General features: G+C 72.2%; 17 protein-coding genes. 8 read left to right on the forward strand and 9 right to left on the reverse strand.

Features of this window, described 5'->3' with window-relative positions; genetic code table 11:
• Positions 1 to 18 precede the first annotated feature (18 nt).
• The gene (locus ABZS69_RS59355) at positions 19 to 4,737 is read left to right on the forward strand and encodes an amino acid adenylation domain-containing protein (RefSeq protein ID WP_355391344.1); all 4,719 of its coding nucleotides are present in this window, start codon (positions 19 to 21) and stop codon (positions 4,735 to 4,737) included.
• Between the two features lie 53 nt (positions 4,738 to 4,790).
• Here the strand turns inward: ABZS69_RS59355 and sbnB are convergent, their stop codons facing one another.
• Positions 4,791 to 5,816, reverse strand: a complete 1,026-nt coding sequence (gene sbnB / locus ABZS69_RS59360; protein WP_355391347.1) for a 2,3-diaminopropionate biosynthesis protein SbnB — start codon at positions 5,814 to 5,816, stop codon at positions 4,791 to 4,793.
• A complete protein-coding gene (sbnA, locus tag ABZS69_RS59365; RefSeq protein ID WP_355391350.1) occupies positions 5,813 to 6,796 on the reverse strand; it encodes a 2,3-diaminopropionate biosynthesis protein SbnA in 984 nt (327 codons plus the stop codon). Before sbnA ends, sbnB begins: the two co-directional genes overlap by 4 nt.
• A gap of 183 nt (positions 6,797 to 6,979) precedes the next feature.
• On the opposite strand from sbnA, the gene ABZS69_RS59370 reads away from it, so the two are divergent.
• On the forward strand, positions 6,980 to 8,449 hold the full coding sequence (locus ABZS69_RS59370) for an amino acid adenylation domain-containing protein (protein ID WP_355391353.1): 1,470 nt from the start codon (positions 6,980 to 6,982) through the stop codon (positions 8,447 to 8,449).
• Positions 8,450 to 8,505: 56 nt separating this feature from the next.
• Here ABZS69_RS59370 and ABZS69_RS59375 read toward each other — a convergent pair whose 3' ends face one another.
• Positions 8,506 to 8,928, reverse strand: coding sequence for a cold shock domain-containing protein (locus ABZS69_RS59375; protein WP_355391356.1), 423 nt, complete (start codon positions 8,926 to 8,928; stop codon positions 8,506 to 8,508).
• Between the two features lie 85 nt (positions 8,929 to 9,013).
• Positions 9,014 to 10,891, reverse strand: coding sequence for an ABC transporter ATP-binding protein (locus tag ABZS69_RS59380; protein ID WP_355391359.1), 1,878 nt, complete (start codon positions 10,889 to 10,891; stop codon positions 9,014 to 9,016).
• A 253-nt stretch (positions 10,892 to 11,144) separates the two neighbouring features.
• Here ABZS69_RS59380 and ABZS69_RS59385 point away from each other — a divergent pair, with 253 nt between their 5' ends.
• A complete protein-coding gene (locus ABZS69_RS59385; RefSeq protein WP_355391361.1) occupies positions 11,145 to 11,357 on the forward strand; it encodes an MbtH family protein in 213 nt (70 codons plus the stop codon).
• Positions 11,358 to 11,452: 95 nt separating this feature from the next.
• Here the strand turns inward: ABZS69_RS59385 and ABZS69_RS59390 are convergent, their stop codons facing one another.
• Positions 11,453 to 12,538 carry a ParB/RepB/Spo0J family partition protein gene (locus ABZS69_RS59390; protein ID WP_355391364.1) on the reverse strand — a complete coding sequence of 362 codons (1,086 nt, stop codon included), beginning with the start codon at positions 12,536 to 12,538 and terminating at the stop codon, positions 11,453 to 11,455.
• 620 nt (positions 12,539 to 13,158) lie between these two features.
• Here ABZS69_RS59390 and ABZS69_RS59395 point away from each other — a divergent pair.
• Positions 13,159 to 14,820, forward strand: coding sequence for a transposase (locus ABZS69_RS59395; RefSeq protein WP_355391367.1), 1,662 nt, complete (start codon positions 13,159 to 13,161; stop codon positions 14,818 to 14,820).
• A 10-nt stretch (positions 14,821 to 14,830) separates the two neighbouring features.
• On the opposite strand, the gene ABZS69_RS59400 is transcribed toward ABZS69_RS59395, so the two are convergent.
• Both ABZS69_RS59400 and ABZS69_RS59405 read right to left on the reverse strand, forming a co-directional pair.
• Entirely contained in the window at positions 14,831 to 15,505 is a 675-nt protein-coding gene (locus tag ABZS69_RS59400) for a response regulator transcription factor (protein ID WP_355391370.1), read from the reverse strand.
• Positions 15,498 to 17,249, reverse strand: coding sequence for an ATP-binding protein (locus ABZS69_RS59405; RefSeq protein ID WP_355391373.1), 1,752 nt, complete (start codon positions 17,247 to 17,249; stop codon positions 15,498 to 15,500). The genes ABZS69_RS59400 and ABZS69_RS59405 overlap by 8 nt, the downstream gene beginning before the upstream one ends.
• A 134-nt stretch (positions 17,250 to 17,383) precedes the next feature.
• On the opposite strand from ABZS69_RS59405, the gene ABZS69_RS59410 reads away from it, so the two are divergent.
• Positions 17,384 to 18,742 (forward strand): serine hydrolase, encoded by a 1,359-nt coding sequence (locus tag ABZS69_RS59410; RefSeq protein ID WP_355391376.1) that lies wholly within the window; start codon positions 17,384 to 17,386, stop codon positions 18,740 to 18,742.
• A gap of 30 nt (positions 18,743 to 18,772) precedes the next feature.
• Here the strand turns inward: ABZS69_RS59410 and ABZS69_RS59415 are convergent, their stop codons facing one another.
• A complete protein-coding gene (locus ABZS69_RS59415; RefSeq protein WP_355391378.1) occupies positions 18,773 to 18,988 on the reverse strand; it encodes a hypothetical protein in 216 nt (71 codons plus the stop codon).
• Between the two features lie 81 nt (positions 18,989 to 19,069).
• Positions 19,070 to 19,669 (reverse strand): hypothetical protein, encoded by a 600-nt coding sequence (locus ABZS69_RS59420; protein WP_355391380.1) that lies wholly within the window; start codon positions 19,667 to 19,669, stop codon positions 19,070 to 19,072.
• Between the two features lie 220 nt (positions 19,670 to 19,889).
• Here ABZS69_RS59420 and ABZS69_RS59425 point away from each other — a divergent pair, with 220 nt between their 5' ends.
• The 3 genes from ABZS69_RS59425 (at position 19,890) to ABZS69_RS59435 (ending at position 22,851) form a co-directional block, all read left to right on the forward strand.
• A complete protein-coding gene (locus tag ABZS69_RS59425; RefSeq protein WP_355391383.1) occupies positions 19,890 to 20,633 on the forward strand; it encodes an SDR family NAD(P)-dependent oxidoreductase in 744 nt (247 codons plus the stop codon).
• 28 nt (positions 20,634 to 20,661) lie between these two features.
• Positions 20,662 to 21,627, forward strand: coding sequence for a nitronate monooxygenase (locus tag ABZS69_RS59430; RefSeq protein WP_355391386.1), 966 nt, complete (start codon positions 20,662 to 20,664; stop codon positions 21,625 to 21,627).
• 84 nt (positions 21,628 to 21,711) lie between these two features.
• A complete protein-coding gene (locus ABZS69_RS59435) occupies positions 21,712 to 22,851 on the forward strand; it encodes an FAD-dependent monooxygenase (RefSeq protein WP_355391389.1) in 1,140 nt (379 codons plus the stop codon).
• The last annotated feature ends 14 nt before the right edge of the window (positions 22,852 to 22,865 follow it).

Consider the following 22,865-nt stretch of genomic DNA (forward strand, 5'->3'; position numbering starts at 1 on the left):
GCGAACACGAGCCTGTATGTGCTCGACGAACACCTCGCGCCGGTCCCCGCAGGGGTGACGGGCGAGTTGTATATCGCCGGGGCGCAGGTGGCGCGTGGCTATCTGGGGCGGCCGGGGTTGACCGGGGAGCGGTTCGTGGCTTGCCCGTTTGAGAGCGGGCGGATGTATCGGACGGGTGATCGGGCTCGCTGGACTCCCGATGGGCAGGTGGTGTTCGCGGGCCGGGTGGATGACCAGGTGAAGATTCGTGGTTTCCGGGTGGAGCCGGGTGAGGTCGGCGCGGTGCTGGCCGGCTGCCGGGGTGCGGAGCAGGTGGCTGTGGTCGCCCGGGAAGAGGCGCCGGGTGATGTGCGGCTGGTCGGGTATCTGGTGGCCGGTGACACGGACAACACGGCAGAGCTGCCGTCGCTGGTGCGCCGCTTCGCGGCCGAGCGGCTGCCGGACCACATGATCCCCTCGGCGTGGGTCGTCCTGGAAGCCCTCCCGCTGACCGCCAACGGCAAGCTCGACCGCCACGCCCTCCCCGCCCCCGACTACGCCTCCGCCCACACGGCCGGCGGCCGTCAGGCGGCGACCGCGCAGGAGGAGATCCTGTGCCTGGCCTTCGCCGAGGTGCTCGGGCTGCCCGAGGTGAGCGTCGACGACGACTTCTTCGCACTCGGCGGCCACTCGCTCCTGGCCGTCCGCCTGGTCAGCCGCATCCGCGCACTCCTCGGCGTCGAGATCGAGATCCGCGCCCTGTTCGACACCCCCACCGTGGCGGGCCTGGCCGCCGGTCTGAACGGCGCGGCCCGGGCCCGCGCCCCGCTGACGGCGGGCGAGCGCCCCGGCCGCATCCCCCTCTCCTACGGCCAGCGGCGCATGTGGATCATCGCCAAGCTCGAAGGCCCGAGCGCCACGTACAACATCCCCGTCGCGGTACGGCTGGCCGGCCCGGTGGACGTCCCGGCCATGGCCGCCGCCTTCCGTGACGTCCTCGCCCGCCACGAGGTGCTGCGCACGGTGTTCCCCGTGGCCGACGGGGAGCCGTACCAGCACATCCTGCCCGTCGAGGACCTCGACTGGGAGCTGACCACGGCGCGGGTCGCGCCCGGGGACCTGGAAGCGGCGGTGGAGGCGGCGCGGGCGCACACCTTCGACCTGTCCGCCGAGCCGCCGATCCGGGCCTGGCTGTTCAGCGGCGGGCCGGAGGAGCACGTGCTCGTCGTCGTGGTGCACCACATCGCCGGCGACGGCTGGTCGTGGGCGCCGCTGGCCAGGGACGTCTCCACCGCCTACGCCGCACGCCGCGAGGGACGGGCGCCGGGGTGGGAGCCGCTGCCGGTGCAGTACGCCGACTACGCGCTGTGGCAGCGTGCCGTGCTCGGCGACGGAGAGGACCCGGACAGCCTCATCTCCAGCCAGGTCGCCTATTGGCGGGAGACGCTGGCCGGCCTGCCGGAGGAGCTGGAGCTGCCCTTCGACCGCACGCGGCCCGAGGTGGCCGGGCACCTGGGACGGCGGGTGCCGCTGGAGATCCCATCCGAGGTGCACGCCCGGCTGCGCGAGGTCGCCCGTGATGAGGGCGTGACCATGTTCATGATGCTGCACGGGGCGTTGGCTGTGCTGCTGTCCCGGCTCGGCGGCGGCACCGACGTGCCCATCGGCTCGGCGCTGGCCGGACGCACCGACGAGGCGCTCGACGACCTCGTGGGGTACTTCGTCAACACCTTCGTCCTGCGTACCGACCTGTCCGGCGACCCCACCCTGCGCGAGGTGCTGGGGCGGGTCAGGGAGGCGGGGCTGGGGGCGTTCGCCCATCCGGACGTGCCCTTCGAACGCCTTGTGGAGGAGCTGTCCCCGGCCAGGTCGCTGGCCCGCCACCCGCTGTTCCAGGTGATGCTGCTGCTGCAGAACACCGAGGGCGCCAGGCTGGACCTGCCGGACCTTGCCGCGACCCGGGGCGCCGACCGAAGCACCGCCGCCACACCTGGCGAGCAACTGTCGGTGGTGAAGTTCGACCTGGACGTCAGCGTCGGCGAGACGTTCGACGCCGACGGCGCTCCGGCGGGGATGCGCGGCGCGGTGATCGGCGCCGCCGACCTGTTCGACCTGGCCTCGGTGGAGCGCATCGCCGAACGCCTGGTCCGCGTGCTGGCCGCCCTCGCCGCCGAGCCGGGCACCAGGCTGAGCGCCGTGGACGTGCTCGACGCGGACGAGCGGCGCCGCATGCTGACCGCCTGGAACGACACCGCCGCCCCGCTCCCCGCCACGACCGTCGTGGAGCTGTTCGAGGCGCAGGCGACACGTACGCCCCACGCCACCGCCCTCACCTCCGGGACGACCGAGCTGACCTATGCCGCCCTCGACGCCCGCGCCAACCAGGTCGCCCGCCATCTGATCGGCAGGGGCATCGGCCCCGAGTCGATCGTGGCCGTCGTCTTCGACCGTGGGATCGACCTGGTGGTGGCGCTGCTCGGCGTCATCAAGGCCGGGGCCGCCTACCTGCCGATCGACCCGGCCTACCCCGCGGGCCGCATCGCGTACGTGATCGCCGACTCCGGCGCGGCGTGCGTGCTGACCGGCGAGGACATGCGCGAGCGGCTGCCCGGGTTCGAGATCGGCGACGGCGTGCCGATCGTCATGATCGACGATGCGGCGGTGCGCGCGGAGGCGGCCGGCCGGCCGGGCGTCGCCACGCGTCCCGAGCACCCGATGTGGGTCATCTACACCTCCGGCTCCACCGGCCGTCCCAAGGGCGTGCTGGTCGAGCACCGCGCCATCGTCAACTTCCTGCTGTCGATGCAGGACATGTTCGCGCTGACCCCGGACGAGCGCCTGCTCGCGGTGAGCACGCACGGCTGCGACATGGCCGGCTTCGAGTTCTACCTGCCGCTGGTCAACGGCGCGCGCATCGTCATGGCCGCGCAGGAGCAGGTGCTCGACCCGTGGGCGCTGCGCGCGCTCATCCGCTCCACCGGCGCGACGACGGTGCACGCCACGCCCAGCCTCTGGCGCGGCCTGGTCGCCGACGCCGACGACCCGGTCGACTGGACCAGGATCCGCGCCATGATCGGCGCCGAGGCCCTGCCCGCCGACCTGGCGCACACGCTGCTCGGCCGGACGCCGACCCTGACGAACCTGTACGGCCCCACCGAGACCACGGTCTGGTCCACCGCCAAGCGCCTCACGTCGGGCGCGCCCGACGTGTCCTCGATCGGCGTCCCCGTCGCCAACACCCAGGTGTACGTCCTGGACGACGACCTGCGGCCGGTGCCCCCCGGCGTGACCGGCGAACTGTACATCGCGGGTGAGGGCATGGCCCGCGGTTACCTGGGCCGCCCGGGGCTGACGGCGGGCCGCTTCGTGGCCTGCCCCTTCCGGCCCGGTGCCCGCATGTACCGCACCGGCGACGTGGTGCGGTGGACGGCCGGAGGCGAGCTCCAGTACGCCGGCCGCTCCGACGACCAGGTCAAGATCCGCGGCTTCCGCGTCGAGCTGGGCGAGATCGAGGCCGTCCTCGCCGCGCACCCGCGCGTGGCGCAGGCCGTCGCGCTGGTACGCGAGGACGACCCCGGGGACAAGCGGCTGGTCGCCTACGTGGTGCCGGACGGCGACGCCGACGGCCTGCCGCAGGCGGTACGCGCCGCCGCCCAGGAACGCCTGCCCGGCTACATGGTGCCCGCGGCCGTCGTGGTGATCGACCGGCTGCCGCTCATGCCGAACGGCAAGCTCGACCGCAAGGCGCTCCCGGCCGCGGCCCCGGAGGCTCAGGAACGCGTCACCCACTGGGACGTCACCTCGGTCACGTCCGGGCTGTGCGAGGCGTTCGCCGAGGTCCTGGGCGTGCCCGAGGTCGGCGTGGACGACGACTTCTTCGCGCTCGGCGGCCACTCGCTGCTCGCCGTGCGGCTGGTGGAGCGGCTGCGCGGCCGCGGCGTGACGGTCGCGGTCCGCGACCTGTTCGTCGCCCCCACGGTCGCCGAGCTGATGAAGCGGATGACGCTGTCGTCCGTACGGGACGCCCTCGGCGTGCTGCTGCCCATCCGCGCGGAGGGCGAGCGGCCGCCGTTCTTCTGCGTCCACGCCGCGGGCGGCCTGAGCTGGTGCTACATGCCGCTGGCCCGCCACGTCCAGCCCGGCATCCCCTTGTACGGCGTGCAGGCCCGCGGCCTCGACGGCACCACGGAGTTCGCCCGGTCCGTCGAGGAGATGGCGGCCGACTACGTCGAGCAGATCCGCTCCGTGCAGCCGAGCGGCCCGTACCACCTGCTCGGCTGGTCATACGGCGGCGGCGTCGCGCACGAGATCGCCGTCCAGCTCCGCGCTGCCGGCGAGGAGGTCGCGGCGCTGGTCCTGCTCGACCAGTACCCGTGGGTGCCCGAGCAGGACGCCGACGAGCACGACGACGATCCCGACGCCGCCCTGGAGCGGCAGATGGACATCGTGCGCTGGCAGGCCGGCAACGGCTTCGGCGCGGCCACCGAGGACGAGATCCGCACGTTCGCCCGCCTGCTGCAGAACCACCGCAGGCTGCGCCGCGGCTTCCGGCACGGCCGGTTCGACGGCGACATCCTGCTCATCGTCGCGGAGGACGGCAGGCCGGGACAGGAGCCCCGCCCCGAGCTGTGGCGGCCGTACGTGACCGGCGAGATCGCGGTCGAGAGCATCGCCTGCACCCACTACGAGATCGCCAAGCCCGACACCCTGGCCGAGGTGTGGTCCGCGGTGTCCCGCCGGCTGGGCCTGGACGGCTGAGAGCCCGCCCCCCGGCAGCGGGGGAGCGGGCTCTGAGCTCGGCGGTGACGGGGTCAGCCGTAGCGCTTCATCTCATGGAAGAAGCCGGGCACGGTCATGAGGTCGCCCGACGCGGCGACCTCGTCGTGGACGTAACTGGCCACGGCGAGATCGAGCACCCCGAGGCCGAACGGCGAGAACACGACCGGACGCGCCGCGGGCGGGACGACCCGGCCCTCCATCACGTCGTACAGGGTGCCGGCCACGAACGAGCGGTTGCCGACGCGCTGCTCGGCGAGGTGCGGCGACGTGCCGGCCTTCAGACAGTGCTCGACGTCGTCGACGATGTTGCAGGACGCCAGGATGATCTCCGGCGAGAGGTCGCGCAGCGAGACGTGCAGCACCAGCGGGTTGTGCGCCAGCAGCTCCGGCGCGTGCAGGTGCGGCTCCCCTGCGACCGTGGCCAGCACGACCAGGTCCGACTCGGCTACCAGCGACTCCGCGCTGTCGTGGATGGTGACGGAGCCCGCCCCGGCTCCCTCCAGGTATCCCTGGAAGCCCTCGGCGTGCTCGCGGACGAGGTCGAACACGCCGACCTCGTCGAACGACAGCCCGTTGGCCGCCAGGTACGTGTGCACGTAACGGGCGATGAGCCCCACGCCCACGAACCCGGCGCGGCGCGGCGTCACCCCGCGGGCGGCGGCCAGCGTCGTGGCCGCGAGCGCGGCCGAGGCGGCGGTGCGGGCCGCGCTGATGATCGAACTCTCCAGGCACGCCACCGGATAGCCGGTCGCCGTGTCGTTGAGGATCAGCACCGCCGAGGCGCGCGGCAGACCCGCCGCCACGTTCTCGGGGAACGAGGAGATCCACTTGACGCCGTGCACGTCCACCGGCTCCCCGACCGAGGCGGGCAGCGCGATGATCCGCGCCGACGGCCGGTCGGGGAAGCGCAGGAAGTAGGAGTCCGGGTTGACCGTGCGGCCCTCACCGTGCAGCCGGTAGGCCGCCGCCACCACGTCCGTGACCTGCTTCTCCCGGCCGTGCAGGACGCCCGCGACCTGCTCTCCCGGGACGACGGCGAACGATGGGGCACGGGTCATGGTCTCTCGCTCCTGTCAGGTCGGTCGGGCAGGTCGAGGCGGCCGAAGTGATCACGCAGCCAGCCCTCCTCGTAGATCGAGTCGAGGTAGCGCTCGCCGAGGTCGGGGGAGACCGCGACCGCGACCGGCTCCTCGCCCGGGTACTTCTCGGCCAGCCAGCGCGAGGCACCGCTCACGACGGTGCCCGTGGAGCCGCCGAACAGGAAACCGCGGGCGGCCAGGCTGTGGCAGGCCATGATCGTGTCCGGCTCCGGGACGTGCACCACGTCGTCCAGCCACGACTCGTCCACCAGTTCGGGCCGCACGCTCGTGCCCAGCCCCGGCACCATGCGGCGCTCCGGGACGCCGCCGAACGTCACCGAGCCGACCGCGTCGACCGCCACGATCGTGACCGGCGCGCCGCGCTCCTTGAAGTAGCGGGCGCAGCCCATCAGCGTGCCCGTGGTGCCCGCGCCGACGAACAGCACCTCCAGGCCGGGGAAGCTGCGGGCGATCGCGGGCGCCGTGTGCAGGTAGTGGGCGCGCCAGTTGCCCGGGTTGGCGTACTGGTTGAGCCACACGTAGCGGGGGTCGGACGCGCACAGGTCGCGGACGTGGGAGATGCGGCTGTTCAGGTAGCCGCCGTTGGCGTCCTGCGCCTCGACGACGACGACCTCGGCGCCCAGCGAGCGCATGAGCCGCCGCGAGGCGGTGTTGCAGCGCGGGTCGGTGACGCACACGAAACGCAGGCCCCGGTCGGCCGCGACCATCGCCAGCGCGACGCCGAGATTCCCGGACGACGACTCCACCAGCACCGAGTCCAGGCCGATCAGGCCGTCGCGCTCGGCGGCGGCGACCATTTCCGCGGCCGCCTTCAACTTGACGGATCCCGCGAAGTTGAACCCTTCGCATTTCAAATAGAGTGCAGTCCCGAGCACCGCCCGCAGATCTATGAAAAGGTCTTCGACATTGAACTCTTGCGGGGCTTTGATAACAGGCACTTCGCCGAACCCCCCTGCTCACGGGAATGGATGCGACAGAAACGGGTCAGGGGGTGGAAACGAGCCGCCGGCTATTTTTCCCGGCCCTGCACAACCTTGATCGTCGTAGCTCGGATCACGATACTTGAGGCCATCTCGGCCCGGCAAGGTCCGGAAATTCCTGGCAATTATCGGAGCGTGTGAATGACATTCGCGGACGGCCTGCCCGGCCTCGCAGAACTGCCCGTGCTGCCCATCTCACCCCCGCAGGTCCGGCGCGCCCGCGAGCTGGCGATGCGCCGCCCGCACGCGGCCGACCTGGCCGACGCCGTGATCACCTGGGTCGAGCGCACCGACGCCGGCCGCCCCGCCGTCAGGGACGGGACCCGCCGCCTCGCCTACGGCGAACTGGCCGTCGAGGCGCGCCGCCTGGCCGCGCTGCTGGAGCACGAGGGCGCCGGCCCCGGCACGGTCGTCGCGGTGGGCGGCGAACGCAACGTCGAGGTCATCGCCGCGTTCCTGGCGATCGAGCTGGTCGGCGCGGTCTACGTGCCCGCGGACGGCGGCTGGCCCGCCGGGCGGGTGGCCGGCGTCCTGACGCAGGCCGGCGCCGTGCTGCTGCTGGACACCTCCCGCGGGGCCGCGGCGCCGGCGCTCGCCGAGGGCGCGCGGGCCGCCGGGGTGCGCGTCGTGCGCGCGGACGCGGCCGCCCGGCACGCGCCGTGGCGGGGCCCCGCCCGGCTCGAAGCGCTCGACCAGCCGCGGTACATGCTGTTCACCTCCGGCTCCACCGGCCGTCCCAAGGGCGCGGTGGTCGAGCACCAAGGCATGCTCAACCACCTGCACGCCAAGGTCGTCGACCTGGGCCTGACCGGCGACGACGTGGTGGCGCAGACGGCGCCGCTCGGGTTCGACATCTCCATCTGGCAGATGCTCTGCCCGCTCGTCGTCGGAGGGCAGGTCAGCGTGGTCGGGGACGCGACGGCGTACGACTCGGTGGCCTTCGCCCGGCTCGTGGGCGAGCACGGCGTCACGATCGTCGAGCTCGTCCCCACCATGGTCCGGCTGCTCCTCGACGACCTGGCCGCCGCCCCCGAGGCGGACCTGCTCGCCGGCCTGCGCTGGATGCTCGCCACCGGCGAGGAACTGCCCACCGAGGTGGCGCGCCGCTGGCTGCGCGAGATGCCGCACGCCGGGCTGGTCAACGCTTACGGGCCGACCGAGTGCTCCGACGACGTCACCCACCACACCGTCACGGCCGCCGACCTCGACCTGCTGCGCCTGCCGATCGGCACCCCCGTCGTCAACGCCGACCTGTACGTCCTGCGCCGCGAGGACGACGGCTGGCACGCCTGCGAGCCGGGCGAGACCGGCGAGTTGTTCGTCGGCGGCGTGTGCGTGGGCCGCGGGTACGCCGGCGACCACGATCGCACCCGCGAGGCGTTCTTCCAGGATCCCTTCGCGGCCACGCCCACCGGTCGCCTCTACCGCACCGGCGACGCGGTGCGGGCGCTGCCGCAGGGCGCCCTGCAGTACCTCGGCCGGGTGGACCGGCAGGTGAAGATCGCCGGGGTCCGGATGGAACTGGGCGAGATCGAGGCGGTCTTCCAGCGTCACCCCAGCGTCGGCGCCGTCGCCGTCGTCGTGCACGACTTCTCCGTCCCGCCGCGCTAGAAACACGAAGAGGGCGGGGACCGGTAGGACCGATCCCCGCCCTCTTCCACGTGCCGTCAGCCCTCGGCCCAGCCGTGGTTCTTCGCGAACTGCAGCAGGGCCACGCGGACCTGCAGGATCTGGTCGCCCGTCAGCGACGGGGCCTCGCTCAGCAGGATCTCCGTCACCTCCCGCAGGTACTCCTCCGCGTCGAGCACGTCGCACATCGAATCGTCGTCCACCACCTCCGAGACGGCCGCGGAAGGCGCCGCCGCCACGCTCGCCGCCGCGACTGCGCCCTCCGCCAGCCGGACCCGCGACGCCTTCGGCCCTCTGTCTCCCTCTTCGGCCTCGAACACCACCGCCAGCCCCGCCCGCACCGCGGACTCGGGGATCAGCATGTCGTTGACGTGGAGGAACACATCCTCCCCACCGTCGTCGGGCGCGATGAACCCGTAGCCCCTCGTCCCGTCGAACTTCACCACTCGGCCAGAAACCACTGCGAACTCCCAAAACAGATTCGGGCCCATGCCCGGAAACGCCCGTGTTGAAGATAGTTCCGCGACCGCGCTAAAGCGAGCGGCGTCACCGCGGGTTGCCGGCCGCCTGCCCGGCGAACTGCGTGCGGTACAGGTCCGCGTACAGGCCGCCGGCCAGCAGCAGCTCCTCGTGCGTGCCCCGCTCGCGGATCCGGCCGGCCGCCACGACCAGGATCTGGTCGGCCTCACGGACCGTGGACAGCCGGTGCGCGATCACCAGCGACGTACGCCCGGCCAGCGCGCTCCGCAGCGCCCGCTGGATCGCCGCCTCCGACTCCGAGTCCAGGTGCGCGGTGGCCTCGTCGAGCACCATGATCGGCGGCGCTTTCAGCAGCAGTCTGGCCAGGGCCACCCGCTGCTTCTCGCCGCCGGACAGGCGGTGGCCGCGCTCGCCGACCACGGTGTCCAGGCCGTCCGGCAGGGCCTGGATCGTGTCCCAGACCAGCGCCGCCCGGCAGGCCGTGATCACCTCCCGTTCGCTCGCGCCCGGCCTGGCGTACTCCAGGTTGGCCCGCAGGGTGTCGTGGAACAGGTGTGCATCCTGGCTGACCACGCCGACCGCGTCCCGCAGGGACTGCAGCGTCAGGTCGCGGACGTCCTGGCCGCCGATCCGCACGCTGCCCTCGGTGGCGTCGTACAGGCGCGGCACGAGCTGGGTGATCGTGGTCTTGCCCGCTCCCGAGGGCCCGACCAGCGCGGTCAGCCGTCCGGCGGGCGCCCGGAAGCTGAGCTCCCGCAGCGTCCACGACTCGCTGGGCCCTTCCGGTCCGCGGGGCGCGGCGGACTCCAGGGAGGCCAGGGAGACCTGGCCCGCGTCCGGGTAGCGGAAGCCCACCCGGTCGAAGACGACGTCAGGCGCCGCCGGCCCCGAGGCGGCCGGCCCGTTCAGCGCGCGGGCGCCGGGCCGCTCGGTGATCTGCGGCTCCAGGTCGAGCACCTCCAGCACCCGGTCGAAGCTGACCAGCGCCGTCAACGCGGTGGCCTGCATCGAGGCCAGCAGGTTGACCGGTCCGTAGAGCCGCATCAGCAGGGCCACCATGGCGACCAGGGTCCCGAGTTCGAGCGAGCCCGCGATGGTCAGCACGCCGCCCAGGCCGTAGACGATGGCCGTGGTCAGCGCCGTGAGCACGGTGACGACGATGCCGAACAGGCGTCCGTACACGACGCGCAGGATGGAGATGTCGCGGATCCTCGCCGTCTTGCGCGCGAAGGCGGCCAGGTCGTCGTCCGGGTGGCCGTACAGCTTGGACAGCAGCGCGCCCGAGACGTTGAAGCGCTCGTGCATCATCGAGCTCATGCCGGCGTCCAGCTCCATCGACTCGCGGGCGAGCCGCTCCTGCCGCCTGGCCACCAGCCGCGCCGGCAGCAGGAAGAACGGGATCATCAGCAGCGCCGCGACGGTGATCTGCCACGACAGGTAGAGCATCGCGACGAGGATGAGCACGAGCGTGAGCAGCGTCGACACCGACTGCGACAGCAGCGTCGTCACCGCCTGCCGGGCGCCCACCACGTCGGTGTTGAGCCTGCTGACCAGTGCGCCGGTCTGGGTACGCGTGAAGAACGCCAAGGGTTGCCGCTGCACGTGCGCGAACACCTTGGTCCGCAGGTCGTGGACCAGGCCCTCGCCGATCCGGCCCGAGCACCAGGCCCCCAGGTACGCCGCCCCGCCCTCCACCAGGGACAGCCCGGCGACCAGCAGGCACAACCACACCACCGTGCCGGTCCGCCGGGGCAGGATCCCGTCATCGATGATCATTTTCAGGATCAGCGGCCCCACGGCCGTGATGACCGCGCCGGCGACCGTGGCCAGCATCAGCAGGGCCAGGAACCAGCGGTAGCGCAGCGCATACGGGAGGATCCGCCGCACCGTGCCCCGCCTCACCCGCTGCCGGGTGATCGAGTCGTCGAACCGCAGTGCCGTCAATGGACACCTGCCTCACTGTCGAAGGAACCCCGTGAGGGGGACGGCGGCGCTCACCCGTGCCCGGCCAACTGCCGCCAGCGCGCACTTGAACAGGGAAACCGTCGAGGTTGACTGGCGCACGGCGTCTGCGTTCATAGTTGATCCCAGCGGGGCCGAGCGACGCATCACGCGGCCACCGAACGCCGGACCGGAGCCGTACGGACGTCCGCGCTCCGGCGCCACCCACATCCCGTACCCGAGAAAGGACGACGTGGTGACGAACCCGTTCGACGACCCGGATGCCCAGTACCTGGTCCTGGTGAACGACGAGAATCAGCACTCGCTCTGGCCCGTGTTCGTGGCGGTCCCGGAGGGCTGGAAGACGGTCTTCGGGCAGGCCGGACGCCAGGAGTGCCTCGACTACATCGAGAAGTCCTGGACCGACATGCGGCCCAAGAGCCTGATCGAGGCGATGGAGAAGCAGTAACCGGTCCCACCACGTCGCCGACCACCTCCGGTGCGTCGGCGACGTCGGCGTTTCCCCGATCGGAGACGGCGCCCGGTGACGTCCGGTCCGCCCGGCTACTGGCCGACCGCCTTCCACACCGGTGACCCGTCCCGCTCGTCGAGCGTCTGCGCGAACTGCTGCCAGGTGGCGGCGTACTGGCGCGCCAGCCTGACCACCAGGGCCTCCCAGTGCGGCGGGACCGCGGCGATCAGCTCGGACCAGCACTCGGTCGCGATCGCGTTCTGCTGCAGCAGCCGCAGGAGCTGGCGGCCCTCCTCCTTCAGGCGCAGCGACGGGTCGCGCAGCAGCTTGTCCAGCATCATGATCGGCTCCGGCGGGCGCGCCGCGGACCCCGGCTCGGAGCGCCGCCCGGCGTGCATGGACAGCACGTCGTCGTGGAGCGGTTCGGCCGCGGTGTCGGCGGCTGGGACGGAACTGGCGGCCGCGGGGCGGGTCATCGTCGGCGGCTCGTTCGACAGCATGCGCTTGCGCACGTCACCGGCCGTGGCGGGGGAGATGCCGGCGAGCCTGGCCACCTCGCGGAGCGAGGCGTCGGGGTTGCGCGCGATCACCTCGGCGGCTCGTAACCGGCCGCTGTCCCCGCTCAGCGGGCGAACCCTGCCGTCCCGGCCGATGCGGGCGTTCAACTGCGGGACGGAGTCAGTTGAACGCCGGCGGATGGAGGCCACGGCCTTGGCCCCGAGCCCCGACGCCCGCGCGATCGCACGATCCGACATGTGCGGATGCGAGAGCACGATCCGGGTCGCCGCGGCCCGCCGATCGGCCTGGGTCAGTGGCAGGCCGTGCGCGATGTTCGTCTCGACGGCGCGGAGAAAGGCGTCCTCCGTGGTGCCGTCGAAGAATTCGACGTCGATGCTCTCCTGCCCGCGTATGAGGGCGGCGAGCAGACGGTGCATCCCGTCGATGACCCGCCTGTCGGAGCGACGGACGAGAATGGGAGGGAGCGGTCCGTCGATCTCGGCCAGCCGGGTCACGTGCTCCTGATCCTGACCCTGCAGGCGGGGTGATTCGCCGGGCATCAGCGTGGCGATCGGGACAGATACGATTTTCGGTTCAGAAGGTGTGATGACGCAGGGGGAGTGGTCACCCGGGTCAAGGGACGGACCGTATTGGGTTTCGTCTTGGTGCAAATCGTTCACCCCGTTACTTCGTGCCTATTACACCGTCGTCGCGAACTATCCGCCGCAAAATAGGACGTATTTCCGCATGGTTGTCCTGTCGTCCTCACAGTGAGAAGTCGCACCGTCACGGTCTAGTTGGGCGCCTCCGCGTGGGCGACGGCGGGGAGTCGCCGGGTCACCGGCTCCGCAGGCCGCCGAAAGGGCCAGGTGCTCATGATCCCTCATCATCCACGCGGCTCAGCGGTATGCCAAGCCCGGTGAGTCAGAGCTTCTGTCAATGGATTCGCGCGCTCGTGGAGGGCCGTCTTAATTGTCTGGTAAGGGCTCTTGCCCGAACGGGTCCTGAGCGCGGCCCGCCCGGCGTGCACCGGCCGTACCCGCTGTTCAAGTAGCTTTTTCACCCGTCCGGCGGCGGTGCGACCTAGATACACGGTCGTTCATTTTTTGGCTATTTCCCGCGATTCCGCCGCTGACCTGGGACTTCGCCCGACGCGGCGGGACCGGGAACGGCATCGGGCCCACCCGCCGGCGTCGGCCGGCCCGCCGAATTACTCATCGAGTCGGGTCCGAGTATTACCCGTTGTCACGGTGTGGTGACATTAGATTCGGCTTATGGGGAGGGGTGTTAACTTCGATTCATGTACTTACGGTCGACCCCCCGGCGCAATAAGGACGGCACCGTTGTCCGCTACCTGCAGCTGGCGCACAACGAGTGGGATCAGGCCACGCAGCGCTCGAAGGTGCAGGTCATCTACAACTTCGGCAGGGAGGAGAACGTCTCCAGCCGGTTGGCCCTGGTACGCCTGGTCGCCTCGGCGGCCAAGTTCCTCGACCCCGCGCAGCTCCTCGCCGTGGCGGCCGACGGCCTGGAGTTCGTGGAGTCCCGTCCGCTGGGCGGGGCGTGGGTGCTGGACGGGCTGTGGCGACAGCTCGGCATCGATGCGACCGTGCGGCGGCTGTGCCGCGAAAGCGGGCTCGACGCGGCGACGGAGCGGGTGGTCTTCGCGCTCGTCGCCAAGCAGGCACTGGCACCAGGGCACGGTCCGCCGCCCGCCGCGTGGATCAACGAGGACGTCCTCGTGGACGGGCTGCCCGCCACCGACGACGACGCCTGCGAACGCGCCCTGGAATGGCTGGTCGAGATCTACGGCCAGATGGAGGAGGAGGTGCTGCACCGGGTCGTCGACTGTCACGGCCTGCAGGTCGACCTGGTGCTCTTCGACGCCTCCTGCGCCTGTGGCTGGGCCGGGCACGTGCCCCCCTCCGGCACGCCGGGGCCGCACGACGACAGCAGGTTGACCGGGTTGGCGTGCTTCGGGACGGCCGTGGACGATCGCGACGACCCGCACGAGGTGGTCCTCGGGATGGCCGCCACGCGCACCGGCATCCCGCTGCGGATGTGGTGCTGGCCCAGCTGCGCCGACGACTCGGCGATGATCCGGCAGGCCAGGGACGATTTGAAGGGCTGGACCCTGTCCCGCGTCATCAGGGCCGCCGACCGCTGTTGCGCCACCGCGCATGACCTCCGTGACCTGCGGACGGACGGCGACCTTCACTACATCATCGGCGAGCGGCTGCGCCCGGGATCCGCCGAGGCCGACGCGGCGCTGTCCCGCCAGGGCCGCTACCAGCGCGTCGCGCCGCACCTGCGGGTCAAGGAGGTGCGCATCGCGGGGGACGAGCGGTTCGTGGTCTATTGCGACGCCGAAGCCGCCGAGCGGGACGCCCGTGCGCGTGCCCGCCTGGTGGAGCGGCTGGCCGAGCTGATCGCCGACACCGACCGGCTGCCGCCCGCCGCCCGTGCCGAGCTGTGCACCGTCATCTCGGCCCAGCCCGGCATGAACCGCTACCTCCGGCTGACGCCAGGCGGGCTGCTGCGCATCGACGCCAAAGCCGTCAAGGCCGAGGAGAACCTCGACGGGAAGTGCCTGGTGCGCACGTCGGACCCGGAGTCGTCGGCGGAGGAGATCGCGCTCGGCTACACGCAACTGCTCAACTTCGACCGCGGCTGGCACGACCTGGTGGCCGACCTGCGGCCCGTCCGCGAGCGGGGAGAGGCGGCCGTCCGGGGGGATCTGCTGTTGCGCTGGGCGGCGCTGGTGCTGGTGCGGGTCGCGGAGAGCCGTACGGGGATGGAATGGGCGCGGCTGCGACACGAGCTCGACCGCATCAAGCTCGGCGTCTTCGTCTCCAAGTCCGGCACCTTGCTGCAGCGCACGGAGCTCACCGATGCCCAGCAGGAGCTCTTCGCCGCTCTGACCCTCGCCCCGCCCCCGCGCGTCTTCCCCTCCACCCTTTAGGTCGCCTCGCCTACCGCTCGGGGCCCAGGTAGGCGAGGACCGCGGCCACCCTGCGGTGCACGTCCCCGCTGTTCTCCAGCCCCAGCTTCGTGAAGATGGCGTTGACGTTCTTCTCCACCGAGGAGATCGACAGATGAAGGGCCCTGGCGATGGCCGAGTTGGAGCGGCCGTGCGCCATCTCGCGGAGCACGTCGCGTTCGCGTCCGGTCAGCGCCTCCTGCTGGCCGCGGACGTCGCGTTTGGCCAGCAGGCCCTCCACGACCTTCGGGTCGATGACGGAGCCGCCGCCGGCCACCGCCCTGATGGCCCCCAGCAGCTCGTCCAGGTCCCCGACCCGGTCCTTGAGCAGGTACGCGAAGCCCTCGGTGCCGTGCTTGAACAGCTCGAACGCGAACAACGCGTCCGAGAACTGCGACAGCACCACGACCCCGACCCCCGGATGCGCGGCCCTGATGCGGTGGGCGGCGTCGATGCCCTCGAAGCCGGGCCGCCAGTCACCGCCCGGCATCCGGATGTCGGTGACCACGACGTCGGGGCCCAGGCGGCGGACGGCGTCGAGCAGCTCGTCGGCGTTGCCGACCGCGCCGACCACCGTAATCTCGCCCGACATGTCCAGCAGTTGCCGGGTTCCTTCGCGTACGAGGTAATGGTCGTCGGCGACCACCGTACGGAGCCGCTCACCCATCGGCCGGCACCCACGCGTTCACCCGTGTCCCCTTTCCCGGCGAGCTGTCGAGGTCGAGCCCGCCGCCGAGCGCGTCCAGCCGGTCGGACAGCGTGGCCAGGCCCCTGCGGGCGGTGGCGCCCGGGTCGAAGCCCTTCCCGTCGTCGGCGACCGTGGCGCGCAGGCGGCCGCCCGCGTGCGACAGGCGTACCTCTACGGTGGCGGCGCCCGCGTGTTTGAGCGCGTTGGCGACGGCCTCGCTGACCGTGAAGTACAGCGCGCCCTCGACCTCGTCCGCGAAGCGCCTGGTACGCAGCCCGGGGTCCGAGGTCACCGTCGTGTGCACCGGCAGGCGGGAGCAGCGCTCCTCGACCGCCTCCACCAGGCCGCCCTGGCTGAGGCTCGACGGGTGGATGCCGGCCGCCAGCTCGCGCACGTCGGCGAGCGTCTGGCGGGCCTGTTCGCGCAGGTGGGCGAGCATGTCGGGGCTCGCGCCGGTGGACCGGGCCAGCTCCAGCCCGGCGATGAGCGCGACGAGCTGCTGCTGAACGCCGTCGTGGATGTTGCGTTCGATGCGCCGGCGTTCCGCCTCCTGGGCGTTGACCAGGCGGGTGGCCAGGCCGGCGCTCTGGATGGCCAGCCCGGCCGGTACGGCCAGCGCCTCCAGGAGCCGCCGGTCCACGCGCGTCAGCCCGCCCACGCCTCTGGGCCCGCACTCGATCCGGCCGAGCCCTCCGCGCACCGGCACCGTCAGCGTCGCCGGGCCCTCCTGCCGGCCGGCGACCACGCGGGTGCCGTCCGCCAGCGTCACGGCCGCCCAGCTCGCCTCCAACGCCGTCCGCACGGCCGCGGCCACCCGGCCGAGCTGCTCCGCGGGCTCGGGCGCGTCCTCCAGGGCGGTGCCGAGGTCGGACAGCACCTCGTCCACCGTCGGCCGTACGTCGAAGATCAGGTGCAGGCGCGAGCCCCGGATGCCGATCCCGATGTCGAGCAGCCGGTGGCGGACCACGGTGACCCCGATCGCCACGGGCAGCGCCCCCGCCATGGCCACCGTCCCGAGCACCGCGACCGCCGGCAGCCACGTGGCGAACGCCAGCTGCGTGACGCCTCCCACCAGGCTCACGGCCACGCCTCCGACCATCCACGCGTACTGCCGCCGCTCGACTCGCGCGCTGCGCCGGAAGCGGAGCACGAGCCCGCAGAACCCGATCGCCGCCATGACCCACGTGATGAACTGGCCGACGGCGGCCGACAGGACCGCGAACAGCGCGAGCGCCGAATCCACGACCGGCAGCGGCCGGGCCCCGGCGTAGCCGCTCAGCACGAGCCCCATGGCGTGCAGGCCGATCGCGACGCCCGAGATCCACGCGAACGCACGCCAGCGGCGCGAGGGCAGCCGTCCTTCGGGGAAGAGCAGCGGGACGAAGATCCAGTTCAGGCCGTAGAAGACGGGGAGGACGGAGGCGAGCGGGGAGGCCAGCCAGAGCGGCGCGCCGCTCGTGATCGACAGCCCCGCGCCGACCAGTCCCAGCCCCAGGAAGAGCGCGCAGACCAGCAGCAGCCAGCCATAACGCAGCTCGGGACGCCGGGTGGCCAGCAACCAGCCCAGCGCGGGCAGGAGCAGCGCCACCCCCATGAAGACCCACTCGGTCACCGGGAGGGGGAGGTCGCGGCTCGCCGTGATGCGGCTCGTGATGACCATGTTGGCCACGATGCCGGCGGCTCCGCCCGTCGCCAGCACCCCGGCCGCCAACCTGGAACGCATAGGCCTCCATCCTCATGAGAGATCACGAAGGCGTCTATGAGGTTATCCGCATATTTCGTACGGCCATCCCCACCAGCCAGAACGGCGGCTCCCATGGTGGTCCGCCGTGAGCCTGCCGCGATTGCCTGAGAGGCATGAGAAGCAGCCTGGTTCTGATCACTTCGTCCAAGTCCGTCCGTCTTCTGGCGGCCGCCGCCACGGCGTTGACGATGACGGCGGCCTGCGTGGGCCGGACCGCGCCCGTACAGGCCGCCGTCGCCGCGCCCGAGATCCCCGGCACGGCCGCGGGCAAGCAGTTGCGCTGGCTGCTCGACGCCGCCACCCGCCCGCCGATCGCGGAGAGCGAGCTGAAGCGGCACTTCGCCGCCGGGTTCCTCCAGAGCGTCCCCGCCGACCGGATCAACCAGACCCTGACCGCGTTCAAGGGCATGCGGCTCCAGGAGCTCACCAGGTCGGAGAACGCCCTGCTGACCGCCACGGTCGAGGCGGCCGGCGCCCTGTTCGACCTGTCGCTCACGACGGACGGCGCCGGCCTCGTCAACGGACTGCTGTTCAGGCGGCACGTCGCCCCCGCGCCCAAGGACTGGGCGGAGCTGGACCGGCGGCTGGGCAGGCTCGCACCGCAGGCGGGCTTCATCGCCGCGGAGGTGACCAAGGACGGGAGCTGTCGCCCCGTGCACTCCGTCGCCCCCGGCACGGCGCGCCCGCTCGGCTCCATGTTCAAGCTCTACGTGCTGGGGGCCGTGGCCGAGCGCATCGCCAGCGGGGCGTTCGGCTGGGACACCCAGCTCACGATCACGCCGGAGCTGAAGAGCCTGGGCTCGGGCGAGTTGCAGAACCGCCCGGACAACAGCAAGGTGTCGGTGCTGGAGGCCGCCAAGCTGATGATCTCCGTCAGCGACAACACCGCGGCCGACCTGCTCATCCACCAGGCCGGCCGCAAGAACGTCGAACGCACGGCGCGGGCCTGGGGCACCCGCGACAAGCGCGACACGCCCCTGCTCACCACGCGGGAGCTGTTCGTGCTCAAGGGCGCCGACTACCCGCGGCACGCCAAGCGGTACCTGTCGCTGGGCACGGCCGGGAAGCGCGCCTACCTGGACAAGGTGGTCGCCGAAGTGCCGCTGTCCCGCATCGCCGGCTGGACCGCGCCGCGCGCGCTGGACACCCTCGAGTGGTACGCCTCCCCGGCCCAGGTGTGCCAGGCCTTCGCCCGGCTGTCGAGGCTCCCCGACAAGCACGTCGCCGAGGCCCTGTCGATCGACGACGCCGGGCTCGCGCTGGACAAGGCCCAGTGGCCGTCCGTCTGGTACAAGGGCGGGTCGGAGCCCGGGGTGAGCGACCTGGGCCACCTCGCCAGGACGGCGGACGGGAGGTCGTTCGTGGTGACGACCCTGGCGATCGATCCGAGGACGCCGTTCGACCAGGGGCGGACGCTCTCGGAGCAACTGGGGCTGGCCCGCGGCGCGTTCACGCTGGTCAAGGGCTCCTGAACGCCCTGCGCGACTGGCGGCGACAGGCGGTCAGGCGCTGGCTGCCTCTCGCCAGCGACGCAGGATCTCCTCGTCGTCGCGGTCGCCGTGCCAGGAGGCTTCCTCGTCGATCGCGTGCGGCAGCCAGTCTTGGTAGTCGGGGGCATCGGGCGTGATGTCCCTGGTGCCGTCGATGCGGGTGCCGTCGGGCAGCACGGTGGAGGCCGGAACGCGAAGGACGCCGCCGGCCAGCATGATCGCGGTCATGTGCTTCATCCCCTCCGCCCCATCTGCCACGGTTCTCTGCCCAGAATAGCCGCCCGGCACGCCGGTGGCAGTGGGCGCCGCTCAGCCGATCCCATATCGCCCCGCGAACCAGGTGTAGGCCTGCTGGGCGGCGTGTTCGTCGCCGAACAGCTGGATGAGACGCCGGGCCCGCCGGACCAGCACGCAGGCGAAGGCTTCGGCGTACAGCTCGGTGACCGTCTCCCGGTACGGCGGAGCAAGGCGGGCGGCGCTCGTGGCATGCAGGGCCGCCCAGAACGGGCTCTGGGACGGCATGCCGTCCAGGTCGTCGAGCGCGTGCCCCAGCTCGTGACCCGCCACGCTCACCGACGGTGACGGTACGCTGCCCACCCCGATGGTGCGCCGCCTGGCGTCGTAGACGCCGGCGCTGCGCTCCCACCCGCCCTGCTGGATGGGCAGCGGGATGCCCCGCAAATGCTGGAAGCCCGGTAAATCCGGCACGGCTCCCGGCCCCACGACGATCCCGCCGTACAGATGAGCGGCCAGCCGGGTGCCCAGGGCGCGCGGCACCGCGGACAGCGTCATGATCGCCAGCAGGGTCTCGGCAAGAGGGAACGTGCCCGGATCCCAGGCCCGGTGGACGCGTTCTTCGAGCGCGCCGACATGAAGCCAACCCGGCCGTCCTCTGCTCTGGCTGGCCACCCACGTCCTCTGATCGTCGCTCCGGCACCGGCCGACGTGCCTGGCGCATGAGGTGGTGGGGAGAGCTTCGCAGGCGCACCGGCACAGTTCTTGATCGCGAACTCTAGCGGCTGGCGGGTCACGCCGCATCTTCGTCTGGATCAACGGCCCGTGACGGGCTCCGGCTGTGAGGACGATCACACCGTGTCACAGCCGAGCCGGGCAAATCGTCTCAGAGGGCATGACGAACTCGAAGCAGACCTCGGTGCTGATCACCGGAGGCAACAAGGGACTCGGTCTCGAGGCGGCCAGGCGGCTGGGCGAGCTGGGCTGGACGATCTTCCTCGGCTCGCGTGACGAGGGCCGGGGACGGGCGGCCGCCGCCAAGCTGGCCGACGGCGGCGCGAACGTGGTCATGGTCCCCCTGGACGTGACCTCGGACGAGTCGGTGAGCGACGCGGTACGCCTCGTCCGCAAGCACACCGACCGGCTGGACGTGCTGATCAACAACGCCGGCGCGCCGGGACGGATCGTCACGCCCGCGGACGCGACGGCCGACGAGATCCACGCCGTCTACGACACCAACGTGTACGGGCCGATCCGGGTCACGCACGCCTTCCTCCCCCTGCTGCAGGCGGCCGAGCACCCGCGGGTGGTGATGGTGTCCAGCGGTGGCGGTTCGTTCGCGGTCGTGACCGATCCGGAGCAGCCCGTCTCGAAGATGCACGAGCTCGCGTACAGCTCGTCGAAGGCGGCGCTGAACATGATCACCGTCCGGTACGCCCAGGCCCTCCCGGCGATCAAATTCAACGTCGCCACTCCCGGAGAGGTCGCCAACCGCAAGTTCGCCGCCACCGACATGAACCATCACACCGGTCAGCTGACCGTCACCGAGGGGACCGACTCGATCGTTAGGCTGGCGACGATCGACGCCGACGGGCCGACCGGGATCTTCATCGATCGCCTCGGCCCCGTCGGGTGGTGACCGTGCGAGCGAGGTGAGGACTGCGGTTATGGGATTGTCGACGGCGTTCACGGAACTGTTCGGAGTGGAGCATCCGATCGCCCTGGCCCCGATGGGCGGGTCGGCCGGTGGCGCCCTGGCGGCGGCGGTCTCGCGCGGCGGCGGCCTCGGGCTGCTGGGCAGCGGCAACGGCGACCACGACTGGCTGGCCCGGGAGCTGCCGATCCTGGCCGGCGAAAGCGCCGGCAAGCCCTGGGGCATCGGCTTTCAGACGTGGGCGATCGACGACGGCGTGGTGGCGCGGGCGCTGGAGCACGATCCGGCGGCGGTGATGTTCTCCTTCGGCGACCCCGGCCCGTTCGCGGAACGCGTCCGCGGCGCGGGCGCGGCGCTGATCCTCCAGGTCACCGATATGGAGGAGGCCCGGCGGGCGGTGGATCTGGGCGCCGACGTGATCGTGGCGCAGGGCACCGAGGCCGGCGGGCACGGAGCCCGGCACGGGCGCTCCACGCTGCCGTTCGTGCCGGTCGTGGTGGACCTGGCGGCGCCGGTGCCGGTGCTGGCGGCCGGCGGGATCGCGGACGGCCGCGGCGTGGCGGCCGCCCTGGCGCTGGGGGCCGCCGGAGCCCTGCTCGGCACCCGCTTTCAGGCCACGGCCGAGGCCCTGGTCGACCCCGCGACCGCCAAGGCGATCGTCGAGGGGCGCGGGGAGGACACCGAGCGCAACAGGGTGCTGGACATCGCCCGCGGCTCGCGGTGGCCGGCGAAGTACACCGCGCGCACCCTGGGCCACCCGTTCCTCGACGGCTGGCGGGGCAGGGAGGACGAGCTCGCGGCCGCCCCGAACGCCCGGCGGGAATACCAGGACGCCGTGGCACGAGGAGAGATCCCCGCCCTGCCGCGGTGGGCGAGCGAGGCCGTCGACCTCATCGACGACCTGCCCCCCGCGGCCGAGCTGGTCGCCACCCTGGCCGCCCAGGCTGAGGCCGCGCTGGCCCGGGCCGGCAGGCGCTGACCGCGACCGGCCATCACGGCCGGCTCGCCGGCGTCAAAGCGGGGACATCATGGTTCGATGAGGGCGCGACAGCGGAGGACTGACATGACGGACATCATGGTCATCGGCGGCGGCATCGCGGGCAACGCGGTGGCGCTGGCCCTGCACCAGGCCGGGTTCGAGGTCGCCGTGTACGAGGCGCACCCCGACAGCACCGCGGACATCGGCGCCTTCCTCACCATCGCGCACAACGGCATGACGGCCCTCGCGCAGCTCGGCGCGGCGGGCGTGGTCGCCGACAGCGGGTTCCCGATCACGTCGCTGCGACTCACGGACGCCAACGGCGCCGAGCTCAGAACCGCCCCGCTGAACGGGCGCGACGACCCGCTGACCCAGTACCGTTCGCTGCGCCGGGCCGCCCTGTGCCGGGTGCTGCAGGCGGAGGTGCGCCGTCGGGGCATCCCCATCCAGCACGGGAGACGGCTGGAGTCGTACGAGGAGGACGGCGACGGGGTCACCGCGCGCTTCGGCGACGGCGGCTCGGAGCGGGCCGAGGTGCTGGTCGGCGCCGACGGGCTGGGCTCAGCGCTGCGGACGGTGCTCAACCCCGCGGGCGCCCGGCCGCGTTACATCGGCCAGCGGGTCTTCTACGGCTACAGCGCCGAGGCCGCCCCGCCGACCGTGCCCGCGCGCATCGAGATGATCAGAGGGAGCGCCACCGCGTTCGGTTACATGGTCTCTCCGGCAGGGGAGACGTACTGGTTCGCCCGGGTGTTCGGCCCCGAGCTGACCCCCGGCGAGATCGCCGAGGGCACGCCCGCGCACTGGCGGGACGAGCTGCTCCCGCTCCTGCGCGGCGACGACACCCCGGCCGTCGGCATCGTCGAAGCCACCGGCGACCGGTTGATGGTGACCAACTCCCACGACCTGCCCGACGTGCCCCGCTGGCACACCGGCCGGGCCGTCATCATCGGCGACGCCGCCCACACCGCCTCGCCCGCCACCGGGCAGGGCGCCTCCATGGCTCTGGAGGACGCCGTCGTCCTGGCCAAGGCGCTACGGGACACCGGCACCCCGCAGCGGGCCCTCGCGCTGTACGAATCGCTCCGCCGCCCTCGCGTGGAGGCGAACATGGCCAACAGCGCCCGGCTCAGCGGGGCCGAGGTCCCGGCCCACCTGGAGAGCAGCGTTCCGCCGAGCGAGGAGGACCTGCTCGCTCAACTGGACTGGACCAGGCGGCTGTGAGCCGGGGCGCGCCG

The organism is Nonomuraea sp. NPDC005650, assembly GCF_040605375.1.
Lineage (GTDB): Bacteria > Actinomycetota > Actinomycetes > Streptosporangiales > Streptosporangiaceae > Nonomuraea.